Here is a 13,386-nt window from a genome sequence, read left to right as displayed (position 1 = left end):
TTGGACTTTATTGCGGTCTGATTCTACAATCGATTTGTATACAAAATATTGTTTGTGGAGGTGTGCAAGGGTTGGTTAAGTACGTTTTGAAAAAACTGCTATTTATGCTGCTATCGCTTTTCATACTCGCATCGATGACTTTCTTCCTGATGAAAGCCATTCCTGGTGACCCTTTTACATCGGAAAAAAGAGTATCACCTGAGATTCGGGCCCTTCTTGAAGAGAAATATGGTCTGGACAAGCCCATGTATGTGCAATACTTCAAATACATCGGTGATATTGTACAAGGCGACTTTGGGGTTTCGATGAACTATCTCAACCAAGGTGTCACAGACATGATTACGAAAACATTTACAGCATCCTTGAAAATTGGTGTTTTTGCGATCATTATTTCTATTATTGTGGGGGTACTGCTGGGATTGCTTGCAGCAGTGTATCATCGCAAACTAATTGATGATGTAACGATGGTTCTTGCCGTCATCGGGATTGCGGTACCAAGCTTCTTGCTAGCGTCCTTATTACAGTATGTGTTTGCTTTCAAACTCGGATGGTTCAACGTTATGGGCTTTGATGGTCCACTTGACTATGTGCTTCCGGTTGCAGCTCTGTCTGCATCACCAATTGCCTTTATCGCACGTCTAACGCGTTCAAGCATGCTGGAAGTTCTACATGCAGACTACATTAAAACCGCTAAAGCTAAAGGTTTGAAATGGCCTGCCATCATGTTTAAGCACGTTGTACGGAACGGTATTTTGCCGGTTGTTACGTATGTAGGTCCAATGACCGCTAACATTATCACAGGTTCTGTTGTTATTGAGCAGATCTTTAACATTGGCGGAATCGGTAAAGTGTTTGTAGAAAGTATTACAAACCGTGACTACACCATGATTATGGGGATTACTATTTTCTATGGTATTCTCTTGATGTTTGCACGTTTCCTTACAGATATCGCTTACGTATTGGTAGATCCTAGAATTAAGCTGGAAAGCCGGAAGGGGGCATAACGTTGTCTGGCACGAATAATAACAATAATGGAACGGCGAACACTGACCTGAACAGTCAGGCAGCGGTGAAGCCGCAAGAAAGTATTTCCCTTTTTAGAGACGCAATGTACAGACTGGCAACGAATAAAGCTGCAATGATTAGCCTAAGTGTGCTGGTGCTTGTTGTACTGTTTGCTATATTTGGACCCACTTCTTTGTTTACGAAGTACAATTATTATTCTAATGACTTGCTTAATTCGAATGCTGCTCCCAGTGCGGAACACTGGTTCGGCACGGATGATCTGGGTCGTGATGTATGGGTAAGAACATGGGTCGGTGCACGTGTTTCCTTGACTGTAGGTCTTGCTGCGGCCCTGATTGACCTTGTGATCGGGGTTATCTACGGTGCGATCATGGGTTACTACGGTGGACGAGTTGACGGAGTTATGAATAAGTTCTCCGAGATTTTGTACTCTTTGCCTTACATGCTGGTTGTTATCCTGTTGCTGGTTGTTTTGGAGCCAAGTCTTACAACGATTATTATTGCCCTTACCATTACAGGCTGGATTAGTATGTCCTGGATTGTACGTGGTGAGATTATGCAACTGAAAAATAGAGACTTTATCCTTGCTGCAAGATCGATGGGTGCAAGTACTGGACGTCAATTATTCCGCCACTTGTTGCCTAATGCAGTAGGACCGATTATCGTTACTTTGACATTGTCTATTCCAAATGCGATTTTTGCTGAGGCATTCTTGAGCTTTCTGGGTCTAGGTGTATCCGCACCAAGATCTTCCCTTGGATCAATGATCAACGATGCGCTTACAGGCTGGACGCTGTATCCTTGGCGGATGTGGTTCCCGGCTGGGTTGATGGTTATTACAATGCTTGCATTTAATTTGCTCGGTGATGGACTGCGTGACGCACTTGATCCGAAATTACGTAAATAGAAAGAGGAGGTGGGATTATGGAGCCGATTTTAACAGTCAAAGACTTAAGTGTATCGTTTTCGACGCGCTCGGGTGAATTTGATGCCGTTAAAAATGTGAGTTTCGAAATTGGCAAAGGAGAAACGCTAGGGATCGTAGGTGAATCCGGTAGTGGTAAGAGTGTTACCGCCCAGACGATCATGAAATTGATCCCTTCCCCGCCTTCGAAGGTTAAGAGCGGAGATATTACGTTTCACGGGCAGGATCTGCTGAAAAAGACAGATAAACAAATGGAAGCCATTCGTGGTAAAGATATCGGTATGATATTCCAGGATCCAATGACTTCCTTGAATCCTACGATTAAAATTGGTAAACAGATTACAGAAGTATTGCGTAAACACCAAAACATGTCCAAGCAGGCAGCGAACAAAGCAGCTCTTGAGATGCTTGAACTTGTAGGTATCAAAAATGCAGCGATTCGCATGAATCATTATCCGCACCAATTCTCTGGTGGTATGCGTCAACGTGCGATGATTGCAATTGCACTTGCTTGTCGTCCATCTTTGCTGATTGCGGATGAGCCGACAACAGCACTCGACGTTACCATTCAGGCTCAAATTCTGGATGTTATGAAAGACATGCAGAAAAAGCTTGGAACATCCATTATGCTGATTACGCATGATCTTGGCGTTGTAGCGGGCATGTGTGATCGTGTGGTTGTCATGAAGGAAGGCGAAGTTGTAGAAACAGGGACAACAGCTGAAATCTTCAGTAACCCACAGCATCCTTATACGATTAAATTGTTGAACGCTCTCCCGCGTCTGGACGAGCCGAAAAAAGAAAAGCCAACTCCGGCAGGTATTGTCAAAGGTAGTAACAAACCTTTGGTTCAAGTGAAAAATCTGAAACAATACTTTAACCTTGGCAAAGGTAACATCCTTAAAGCTGTAAATGATGTGAGCTTCGACATCTTTGAAGGGGAAACCCTTGGTGTTGTAGGTGAGTCAGGTTGCGGGAAATCGACGACTGGACGCACCATTCTGCGCCTTTATGAGCCAACTGGCGGAAGTGTGAACTTCAATGGTACGGATATTTACAAATTGTCCCCACGCAAGATGAAAGAAATGCGTAAAGACATGCAGATGATTTTCCAGGATCCATATGCTTCACTGAACCCGCGTTTTAACGTTATGGATATTATCGGAGAGTCTTTGGATATTCACGGGCTGGCAACAAGCTCTAAAGAACGTAAGAGACGTGTAGAAGAGCTGTTGGACCTCGTAGGTCTTAACCCAAGTCATGCTTTGCGTTATCCGCATGAATTTTCCGGTGGACAAAGACAGCGGATCGGGATTGCTCGTGCTCTTGCCGTTGATCCGAAATTTATCATCTGTGATGAGCCGCTTTCTGCACTGGATGTATCCATTCAAGCTCAGGTTGTTAAATTGCTCGAGGAGTTGCAGCAACGTCTTGGGTTGACGTACCTCTTTATCGCCCATGACTTGTCCATGGTGAAACATATCAGTGACCGTGTTGCGGTTATGTATATGGGTAAAGTGGTAGAATTGGCCGAGAGTGAAGAGCTGTATTCGAATCCGATTCACCCATACACCAAAACATTGCTTTCTGCGATCCCTGTTCCGGATCCGGAAGTAGAAGCAAATAAACGCCGCATTTTATTGCCAGATGAACAATCTGGACCAATCCAGAATGCTTCGGGCGGTCCTAAAAATGATCCGTATAATTTGGAAAATGCTCAATTGATTGAGGTTTCCAAAGGACACTGGGTTTCAGAACCTTACGTATAATAGTTTCGAAAAACGAATATGCTATTATATACATCATAACCGCCGATTTAAATCGGCGGTTTTTTTCATATATTTGTGACTTTGTTTTGACGAAGAGCTACTGAATTCGGTACAATCAAGGAAGGCTCTTTAGAAGCAGAATAGGAGGCAGACCTCATGAAAGGGATCACCGAGGCGCTCCGCAGCGGATCAAAGCTTGCAGAAGATTATCTCTGTACGACAGATGCTGCGCGAAGCCTTTATGAATATGACATTCGCTGGGAAAACGGCCTCCACGCGCGTGCTGAATGGCTGAAACAATCGGAGCATACACGTGTTGACCGTCATGAACTGGCGGCGTATTTACGTTTATATAATAAGCGAGTAAATGATCATGACAAGGTTCATGCTTCGATTACCCGCCTAGTTGAAGAAGATGCACTCGTCGTTACAGGTGGACAACAGAGTGGCTTGTTCACCGGACCATTGTTTGTGATATACAAAGCAGCCAGTGTGGTCGCCGCTGCGCGTGAAGCTGAACAGCAATTGAAACGTCCTGTAGTTCCAGTGTTCTGGATTGCGGGAGAAGACCATGACTGGGATGAGGTAAATCATACCTATTTGCCTGATAAGCAAGGACAAATTCACAAAGTTAAACTGCAAGGGCATTTTAAAGGTAAGGACTCGGTAAGTTATGTGGAAGTAAAGTGGGATCAGTGGGAAACGGTGTTGAATCAAGTGGAACAATTATTGCCTGATACCATGCATAAGCCTGGATTAATAAAGCTGATCACAGAAATCCATCAGTCGAGTACGAATCTAAGTGATGCGTTTGCTCGAATGATATCGGCCTTGTTTGCAAAGACTGGACTGGTACTCATGGATGCTGCCGATCCTGAATTGCGTAAGTTAGAAAAGCCCATATTTGAGCGTTTGATTCGGAAGAATGATTCGTTGCGGGAAGCCTATTTACAAGGGGCATCGCTTGTAGAACAAGCGGGTTATTCGACATCAGCAGAAGTGGCTGAAGATGGGGCCAATCTCTTTTATATTCATGAAGGCACCCGTTTGCTTTTGATGCTGAAAGATAACTTGTATCAGGATCGTAAGGGGTTAGTTTCCTTTACAGAAGAACGTTTGTTACAAGAATTGGAAGATCACCCTGAGCGTTTTAGTAACAACGTACTCACCCGTCCTTTGATGCAAGATTCATTGTTGCCTGTGGCTGCAGTTATTTTAGGGCATGGAGAAATTGCATATTGGGGTCTTACACGTGAGGCGTTTCGTACTTTTGGGCTACAAATGCCGATATTATTGCCTCGTCTATCCTTCACGATTATGGAGGAAGTGCAACACAAATATATGAAACAATACGGACTTTCTTTCCAGGATGTACAGAACCAACTGGAAGAAAAGAAAGCACAATGGCTAACGCAGCAGGAAACCTTCCAAGTTGATGAACAATTCACGCAGATCCGTGAGCAGTTTATGACGCTCTATCGTCCGCTATTGGATCAGGTTGCAGAAGTGCATCCCGGATTGAACCGGATTGGTGAAGCGAATTTAGCCAAAATGAATGAACAGATTCAGTATCTGGAGCGTCAGGTTCGCAAGGCAATTGAGGATAAACATCAAGTGAGTTTGAGGCATTGGAACGGTATTCAGAATGCTCTGTTCCCAATGGGCAAACCCCAGGAACGAGTACATAATGCACTCTTTTACCTGAATCGTTATGGAACGGACTGGATTGAGGAATTGATTAAAGCATCTGCTGAATTCCGGGGCGAACACAAGGTTATATCCTTGTAAGTATCTATTCAGATTATATTGATCTTTATAATAGAAGAAACACATTTGAGGAGGAGATAAAGTGACCACATCTTCATTACAAAACAGCATCGTCAAAGATATGGGACTTGCTGCTGAGGGCCATTTGAAAATTGATTGGGTTGAGGCGCATATGCCGGTTTTAAACCGGATTCGTCGTCAATTTGAACAGGATCTGCCTTTTAAAGGTCTAAAGGTATCGATTTGCCTTCACCTCGAAGCTAAAACCGCATATCTGGCAAAAGTCATTCAGGCTGGTGGTGCTGAAGTGACGATCACACATAGTAACCCGTTGTCTACTCAAGATGATGTATGTGCGGCTTTGGTAGAAGACGGTGTGACTGTTTATGCGAAATATAACCCTGAACCAGCTGAGTTCAAAGCACTGCAACTCCGTGCTCTTGAAGTGAAGCCTGATCTCATTATTGATGATGGTGGGGATTTTGCAACCATTATTGCTTCCGAACGTCCTGATCTTGCGGCTACGATTCGCGGGGGCGCAGAAGAAACGACAACAGGCATTATCCGTTTGAAGGCACTGGCGAAAGAAGGACAACTGAAATTCCCGATGGTTGCGGTAAATGACGCATATTGCAAGTATTTGTTTGATAACCGCTATGGCACTGGGCAATCCGCTTTTGACGGTATTATTCGGACAACGAACCTGGTGGTTGCAGGTAAAAATGTTGTCGTAGCTGGGTATGGCTGGTGTGGTAAAGGTGTGGCTATGCGTGCAAAAGGTTTGGGTGCCAATGTCATTGTAACTGAAATCGACCCGATCAAAGCCGTGGAAGCACATATGGATGGTTTCCGGGTTATGACGATGCTGGAAGCAGCAAAGTTGGGTGATTTCTTTATTGCTGTGACAGGCAACAAGGACGTTATTACAGGTGAACATTACGATGTTATGAAAGACGGAGCTATTCTGAGTAATGCAGGTCACTTCGATGTTGAGGTTAACAAACCGGAGCTTGCCAAACGTTCTGAGTCTATTCGTACCGTTCGTCGCAACATTGAGGAGTACCGTTTCAAAGATGGTCGTAAAATGTATCTGCTCGCGGAGGGACGCTTGGTAAATCTGGGAGCTGCTGACGGACATCCGGCCGAGATCATGGACACTACGTTTGCACTGCAGGCATTAGGTTTGCGTTATGTGAGCGAAAACTATGAATCTCTTGGTAAAAACGTAGTGAACGTTCCTTACGAAATTGACCAGCAAGTGGCAAGTTACAAGCTGGAGAGCCTGAACATTGCCATTGATTCTTTGTCCGCTGAGCAAGAAAAGTACCTCGATAGTTGGAAATTTTAAAGGGTTATCCAATAATTACAAACGGATAAACTGTTTCAAAAGTAGTAGAATGGTGTATTGACGATATGGCTCATGTACGGGTGCACATGCGATCGCCCGTAACCGGGAAACGTCTTTGGTCCTGAATGACAGGATCGAAGGCGTTTTTTTCGGTGAAATCAAATAAAAAAACAGAAAAGTCAAGAAGGGTTTTGATTTTTTTAACCGAATCTATTATGCTTAGGTGGTGGAAAGTGGGGCAAAGTGGGGGAAATGGGTGGGGGAGTGAGTGCGGCAATGTTTATGGGCGAGTTTCAACATAGCATTGATGATAAAGGTCGGGTCATTATTCCGGCTAAATTCCGCGAATCTCTCGGATCCACTTTCGTTGTCACACGAGGTTTGGACCAGTGTCTTTTCGTGTACCCCATGGAGGAGTGGGGGGTCATGGAACAGAAACTGAAAGCACTGCCGCTGATGAAATCCGACGCACGTGCGTTTACCCGGTTTTTTTTCTCAGGTGCCACTGAATGTGAACTGGATAAACAGGGCAGGGTAAATCTGCCGGGTAACCTGAGAGAGTATGCCAAATTGGACAAGGATTGCGTTGTTCTTGGTGTGTCGAATCGGGCGGAGATTTGGAGCAAAGGCATATGGGAAAGTTATTTTAATCAATCCGAAGAAGCATTCAACGACATTGCCGAAAAGCTGGTCGATTTCAATTTTGACTTATAAAGTAAGGAGGGGTGCAGGTTGTTTCACCATATAACCGTACTCAAAGAAGAGGCAACCGAGGGATTAAACATCAAGCAGGACGGTATATACGTGGACTGCACTTTAGGAGGGGCGGGACACAGTTCCGTGATTGCATCCAAGCTAGGTCCGGGGGGACGTCTGATCGCACTTGATCAGGATGACTGGGCTTTGGACAATGCACGCGAGAAGCTCGCTGCTTATGAAAACCAGGTTACATTGGTGAAAACCAATTTTAGAGATTTGGAGCAGGTTCTCAAAGACCTTGATGTTCCTATGAAGGATGGTGTACCACAGGTCGACGGAATTCTGTATGACCTTGGGGTGTCGTCACCACAGTTTGACGAAGGAGAACGCGGATTCAGTTACAATCACGATGCACCGCTTGATATGCGTATGGACCAGGATGCACTTCTGACAGCCAAAGAGATAGTGAACGAATGGCCGGAAGAAGAGATTGCGCGAATTCTGTATCGCTATGGTGAAGAGAAATTTTCCAAACGGATTGCTCGTGTTATTGTGAATCAACGTAGTCAGTCTGAGATCGAAACGACAGGTGAACTTGTGGAATTGATCAAAGAAGGTATTCCTGCAGCAGCCCGCCGTACAGGTGGACATCCTGCGAAGCGAAGTTTTCAGGCGCTGCGTATTGCTGTGAATGATGAACTGGGGGCTTTTGAAGAAGGACTGCATCAGGCTGTTCGTTGTTTAGCGCCAGGGGGGCGCGTATCTGTTATCACCTTCCACTCCCTTGAGGACCGGATATGTAAACAGATCTTCAGCAGCTATCTTGAAAAATGTACATGTCCACCTGACTTTCCGTTATGTGTATGCGGTGGTAAAGGGACTTTACGTCTCGTCAACCGAAAACCGTTGATTCCATCAGAAGCGGAACTGACCGAGAACTCTCGTGCGCGATCAGCCAAGCTGCGTGTAGCTGAGAAATTGTAGAACAAAAGAGGAGGAGGAGCCTTCAAATGGCATATACACGTGGCAATCTAGCGGTCAAAGAAAAAGCCCAGGAACGTGTAACGCAGCAAAGGTACAAGGAAACTACTAAAGTTGTGACACGTCGCACAGGTCTGCCAGGCCGCGAAAAGTTTTTATACCTGATCACACTCTTAGCCGTCATTATTGTGGGCGGTGCCCTGATGTCTCGTTACGCTCATATTTATGAGCTGAACAAGCAGGCTCAGTCGACCATTGTAAAAATTAAAGAGGCTGAGAAGACCATTGCCGACTTACAGGTGGAGAGAGAAACATTGAATAATCAGGTTGTCGAGAATGCAAAAAGACTGGGTTACGTGGAAGCTTCCGATAAGGATGTTATTTTTGTACCACGCTCAACAACGAATACATCGACAGGTACTGAATCATCCTCGAATGCATCCAGTGGCAAGTAAAGAGGTGTTTCGATGGTAAAAAGAATAAAAATGCGCACGTTGTTAATAGGGGGATTCATTACCCTCTTTTTTCTTGTACTCGTAACCCGTATATTTTTCATTCAGGTGGTTAATGGTGACAAATGGCAGGAGCGTGCGGCGGGTCTTATCGAAAGGGAACAGACGATCAAGGCTGCTCGCGGAACGATTACGGATCGAAACGGGAATGTGCTTGCTACGGATTCGCCGGCTTACACGGTTTCGGTTAACCCGCTTTTGATTAATCAACTAGGTATTGAGGACGAAGTGACGAAGAAGCTATCGGCACTGCTCAAGAAAAACGAGAGTGAGATGCGAGCTCTTGTTACAGCAAAAAATAAAGACGGGAAGTTTTTTCAACAACGCGAAGTACGCAGTGAAGGATACAAAATTAGTCCTGCACTTGCTGAAAAGGTCAATGAGTTGCGCGAAGAGCTTCAGGAGCAACACAAGGCAAAAAATGCGATCGTCATGACGCAGGAGTCCAAACGTTTTTATCCGGAAGAGTCGCTGGCCTCTCATGTGCTAGGTTATATGAGTCGTGACGGTAAAGCTGTCAATGGGCTTGAAGTCTCGTATGATGACGTGCTGACAGGCACAGATGGTTTCCTGAATTACCAGAAGGATGCGAAAGGCATCAAACTTCCGGATTCACAGGATAATTATTTGCCTCCGAAAAACGGTAAAAACCTGAAACTGACGATTGATGATACGATCCAGTTTTACATTGAAAGTGCAATGAAAGAGACAATTGCGAAATATAACCCGCTGAGTATGACCGTCATTGCGGCTGATCCAAACACGATGGAGATTCTGGGGATGGCCAACTGGCCGACCTTTAATCCGAATACGTATGCGAGCACACCGGATCAGAAAAATTTTATCAACCATGCAACGCAGTCGATCTATGAACCAGGTTCTACGTTCAAAATTGTGACACTTGCGGGAGCCGTGGAGGAAAAACTGTTTGATCCGAATGCAACGTTTGAATCCAAGCGCATATACATCGGTGGTTTTCCGATTAGTGATAACGGACATACGTACGGAAGAATCTCTTACCTTGAAGGTGTCAAACGCTCCAGTAACATCGCTTTTGTTAATCTGGGGTACAACATGCTCGGGGGAGAGCGGCTGCGTCACTATATCGATCAATTCGGTTTTGGTAAAAAGACGGGCATTGACCTGCCAAGTGAAGCGGCTTCGCCAATCAAACCCTTGGTATACAAATCAGAGATTGCTACCGCTGCATATGGTCACGGTCTCGTACAAGTGACGCCGATCCAGCAGTTATCAGCCATCTCGGCCATTGCAAACGGCGGTAAGTTGCTCCAGCCTCATCTCGTAAAGGAGATCATTAATCCGAATGATGGCACAACGGAAGCAATCAAGCCGAAAGTGATTCGACAGGTCATCTCTAAAGAATCGGCCAAGCTTGTTGGCGGGTATCTGGAGCAGGTCGTAGCAGATCAGACGATCGGTACAGGACGTAATGCTTATATTGAAGGATACCGGGTTGCAGGCAAGACAGGGACAGCGCGAAAAGTTATCAACGGTCAATATAGCAAAAACAAAGACGTCGTTTCATTTATTGGATTTGCACCAGTCAACAATCCGAAGATTGCGATGTTGATTGTGATTGACCAGCCAGACGGCACAAACATTGGCGGAGGAACTGCAGCGGCTCCAGTGTTCAAGAAGGTTGTAAGCCAGACGTTGCAATATATGGGTATACCGAAAGATACAGCCAAAACGACAGACAAAAAGTCAAAAGAAGCTCCTGTTGTACAGGCTAAGGCTCCAGACTTGAGTGGTAAAACGGCCAAACAGGCCAGAAGCCAGCTTCTCAACTCCGGAATTGCTTATGTCACGCTTGGTCAGGGTGAAAATGTGATTCGCCAGTATCCACAAGCAGGTGCTTCGATGAATCCAGGCCAACGAGTCTACCTACTGACGGAAGAGAGCAGTAAAATGAAGATTCCAGATCTGACGGGTGAATCGCTTCGTGATGCGTTGGAGGTTCTCTCACTGATGAAGGTAGGCGTAACAGTCAAGGGTGAGGGATACGTCGTGAAACAGAAGGAGCAGGTATCGGGTGAGCAACGAACGGTGCAGTTAACCTTACAGACAGCGAAGGCAGCGGTAACCGGTATAGCTGATGAAGCTCCAGATTCTTCTGATCCGAATGCGAAAAACCAGGACAACAATACGAAAACAGCTGATGAGGGTAAAACGGATGGGGATGATCCGCCGGGAAGTGCCTCAAATCAGAGTCAGTCTGACAAGCAAAAGGGTCAAGACGAAACATCTGGTAAACCAGCCACTGAAGGGGCTTCCCTGCCATAGACTGTATAGACAGCTTGTTCTAACCCCCGGTTGTCCTGAATATTCATGAATGAGACAGTTCATGATTTTGGGACGAGTGGGGGGATCTTTTCGTGAAGGGAACAAGTGTGAATCTGCGCCGCAGGTTGCTGTGGAGTTTGTTAATTTTGGTTATGTTATTTTCGGCCTTGGTCATCAGGCTTGCTTATGTTCAGTTGGGGAAAGGGCCGGAACTATCGGCCAAAGCGGAAGAATCCTGGCGTCGTAATATTCCGTACACAGCTAAAAGGGGAGAGATTCTGGATCGAAACGGGACATCTTTAGCCTACAATGTGACAACCCCAACAATCATGGCGATCCCGGCTCAAGTTAAAGAAGCGGAGACCACAGCCAGGGCGCTGGCACCGCTACTAGGTATGACAGAAGAGAAAGTACTGGCAACCATCAAGAAACGAGAATTGATTGTAAGACTACAACCCGGTGGCCGCAAAATTACGATGGAGAAAGCTCAGCGCATCCGTGATTTGAAGCTCCCGGGTATCGTTGTTGCCGAGGATAACAAACGTTTCTATCCATATGATGATCTGGCTGCTCATATTCTCGGATTTACAGGGATTGATAATCAGGGACTGACTGGTGTTGAAAAAAGATATGACGACAAGCTGAATGGTTTAAATGGCAGTGTATCCTACTTGTCCGATGCGGCCGGAAGGCTCATGCCGGGCTCATCTGAGAAGTATGTGGAACCGAAGGACGGGCTCAACCTCAAGCTGACCATTGATAAATCCATTCAATCGATTATGGAACGGGAATTGGATCAGGCGATGGTTAAGTTTCAGGCTAATTCCGCTTTGGCTATTGCAATGAATCCCAAAACAGGCGAAATTCTAGGGATGTCTAGCAGACCGGGCTACGAGCCGGCAGATTATCAGCAATATCCTTCAGAAATTTATAACCGGAACTTGCCCATCTGGATGACGTATGAACCAGGTTCAACTTTCAAAATTATTACACTGGCTGCTGCGTTGCAAGAAAAAAAGGTAAATCTGCAACAGGATCAATTTTTTGATCCCGGATTTGTAGAAGTCGGCGGAGCACGCTTGCGCTGTTGGAAGAAAGGCGGACATGGAAGCCAGACTTTCCTTCAGGTGGTGGAGAACTCTTGCAACCCCGGATTTGTTGCTTTGGGGCAGAAGCTTGGTAAGGAATCGTTGTTCTCCTACATTAAAAATTTCGGTTTTGGTGCCAAAACCGGGATTGATCTTAGCGGAGAAGCAAGTGGTATTCTTTTCAAATTAGCAAACGTAGGTCCTGTTGAACTTGCAACGACTGCCTTTGGGCAGGGGGTATCCGTAACCCCTATTCAACAAGTAGCAGCGGTGTCGGCTGCCATCAATGGTGGGAAGCTCTATAAACCTTACGTTACGAAAGCCTGGGTACATCCAGAAACCGGAGAGGTGCTGGAAGAAGTAAAGCCTGAACTCGTTCGTCAAGTCATCTCGGAGGATACGTCCAAACAAGTACGAGAAGCACTAGAAAGTGTCGTGGCCAAAGGAACAGGGCGTCCAGCTTTTATCGATGGCTACCGGGTTGGAGGCAAAACAGGTACAGCCCAGAAGGTTATTAATGGTCGTTATTCGTCGAGTGAACACATCGTTTCGTTTATTGGATTTGCTCCGGCTGATGATCCGCAGATCGTGGTGTACACCGCTGTAGACAATCCGAAGGGGATTCAGTTTGGCGGTGTTGTTGCAGCCCCAATCGTACAAAACATTCTGGAAGATTCGCTGCATTATATGAAAGTGCCTGTGCGTAAGGACCAGCTCGCGAAAGAGTACAAATATGGTGAAACCAAAATTGTGACGGTTCCTGATCTTACTGGGGCTACAGTGGAAGATTTGTACGAGGATCTCAACATGAATTTTATGCTCGCGAAGTCGGGCAGTGGCAAATACGTAATTAATCAGGCCCCTAAACCAGGAGCAAGAGTAGAGCAGGGCTCAACGATACGTATCTACATGGGTAACGTCCTGAAAGATGATGGGCATGATCATTCGAAGCACGAATAAAGTTCTC

General features: G+C 45.6%; 10 protein-coding genes. All 10 read left to right on the top strand.

The window, feature by feature from the left end; translation table 11 throughout:
* The first annotated feature begins 71 nt into the window (after positions 1-71).
* On the top strand, positions 72-1,004 hold the full coding sequence (locus BLQ13_RS21740; RefSeq protein ID WP_090923767.1) for an ABC transporter permease: 933 nt from the start codon (positions 72-74) through the stop codon (positions 1,002-1,004).
* A gap of 47 nt (positions 1,005-1,051) precedes the next feature.
* Positions 1,052-1,933 carry an ABC transporter permease gene (locus tag BLQ13_RS21735; protein ID WP_420848955.1) on the top strand — a complete coding sequence of 294 codons (882 nt, stop codon included), beginning with the start codon at positions 1,052-1,054 and terminating at the stop codon, positions 1,931-1,933.
* A 17-nt stretch (positions 1,934-1,950) separates the two neighbouring features.
* On the top strand, positions 1,951-3,720 hold the full coding sequence (locus tag BLQ13_RS29065; RefSeq protein ID WP_090923765.1) for an ABC transporter ATP-binding protein: 1,770 nt from the start codon (positions 1,951-1,953) through the stop codon (positions 3,718-3,720).
* 156 nt (positions 3,721-3,876) lie between these two features.
* A complete protein-coding gene (gene bshC, locus BLQ13_RS21725; protein WP_090923764.1) occupies positions 3,877-5,508 on the top strand; it encodes a bacillithiol biosynthesis cysteine-adding enzyme BshC in 1,632 nt (543 codons plus the stop codon).
* A 61-nt stretch (positions 5,509-5,569) separates the two neighbouring features.
* Positions 5,570-6,835, top strand: coding sequence for an adenosylhomocysteinase (locus BLQ13_RS21720; protein ID WP_090923763.1), 1,266 nt, complete (start codon positions 5,570-5,572; stop codon positions 6,833-6,835).
* A 276-nt stretch (positions 6,836-7,111) separates the two neighbouring features.
* Complete coding sequence (gene mraZ, locus BLQ13_RS21715; protein ID WP_090923762.1) at positions 7,112-7,549, top strand: division/cell wall cluster transcriptional repressor MraZ; 438 nt, start codon at positions 7,112-7,114, stop codon at positions 7,547-7,549.
* Positions 7,550-7,567: 18 nt separating this feature from the next.
* Positions 7,568-8,518 carry a 16S rRNA (cytosine(1402)-N(4))-methyltransferase RsmH gene (rsmH, locus tag BLQ13_RS21710; protein ID WP_090923761.1) on the top strand — a complete coding sequence of 317 codons (951 nt, stop codon included), beginning with the start codon at positions 7,568-7,570 and terminating at the stop codon, positions 8,516-8,518.
* Positions 8,519-8,544: 26 nt separating this feature from the next.
* Positions 8,545-8,970, top strand: coding sequence for a hypothetical protein (locus BLQ13_RS21705; RefSeq protein ID WP_090923760.1), 426 nt, complete (start codon positions 8,545-8,547; stop codon positions 8,968-8,970).
* A gap of 12 nt (positions 8,971-8,982) precedes the next feature.
* Positions 8,983-11,331: a penicillin-binding transpeptidase domain-containing protein gene (locus tag BLQ13_RS21700; RefSeq protein ID WP_090923759.1), complete on the top strand. Its 2,349-nt coding sequence runs from the start codon at positions 8,983-8,985 to the stop codon at positions 11,329-11,331.
* 152 nt (positions 11,332-11,483) lie between these two features.
* Complete coding sequence (locus BLQ13_RS21695) at positions 11,484-13,379, top strand: stage V sporulation protein D (protein ID WP_418792764.1); 1,896 nt, start codon at positions 11,484-11,486, stop codon at positions 13,377-13,379.
* Positions 13,380-13,386: the final 7 nt, after the last annotated feature.

Origin of the sequence: Paenibacillus polysaccharolyticus (genome assembly GCF_900102085.1) — a bacterium.
Taxonomy (GTDB): Bacteria; Bacillota; Bacilli; order Paenibacillales; family Paenibacillaceae; genus Paenibacillus; species Paenibacillus polysaccharolyticus.
Note: the sequence above shows the minus strand (reverse complement) of the source record. Positions and strands in the feature narration are given on the sequence as shown.

What these genes read in the sequence shown, in the direction of transcription:
- BLQ13_RS29065 (WP_090923765.1), top strand. Translation starts at nt 1,951, where the DNA reads ATGGAGCCGATTTTAACAGTCAAAGACTTAAGTGTATCGTTTTCGACG.
- bshC (WP_090923764.1), top strand. Translation starts at nt 3,877, where the DNA reads ATGAAAGGGATCACCGAGGCGCTCCGCAGCGGATCAAAGCTTGCAGAA.
- mraZ (WP_090923762.1), top strand. Translation starts at nt 7,112, where the DNA reads ATGTTTATGGGCGAGTTTCAACATAGCATTGATGATAAAGGTCGGGTC.
- BLQ13_RS21705 (WP_090923760.1), top strand. Translation starts at nt 8,545, where the DNA reads ATGGCATATACACGTGGCAATCTAGCGGTCAAAGAAAAAGCCCAGGAA.
- BLQ13_RS21700 (WP_090923759.1), top strand. Translation starts at nt 8,983, where the DNA reads ATGGTAAAAAGAATAAAAATGCGCACGTTGTTAATAGGGGGATTCATT.
- BLQ13_RS21695 (WP_418792764.1), top strand. Translation starts at nt 11,484, where the DNA reads ATGTTATTTTCGGCCTTGGTCATCAGGCTTGCTTATGTTCAGTTGGGG.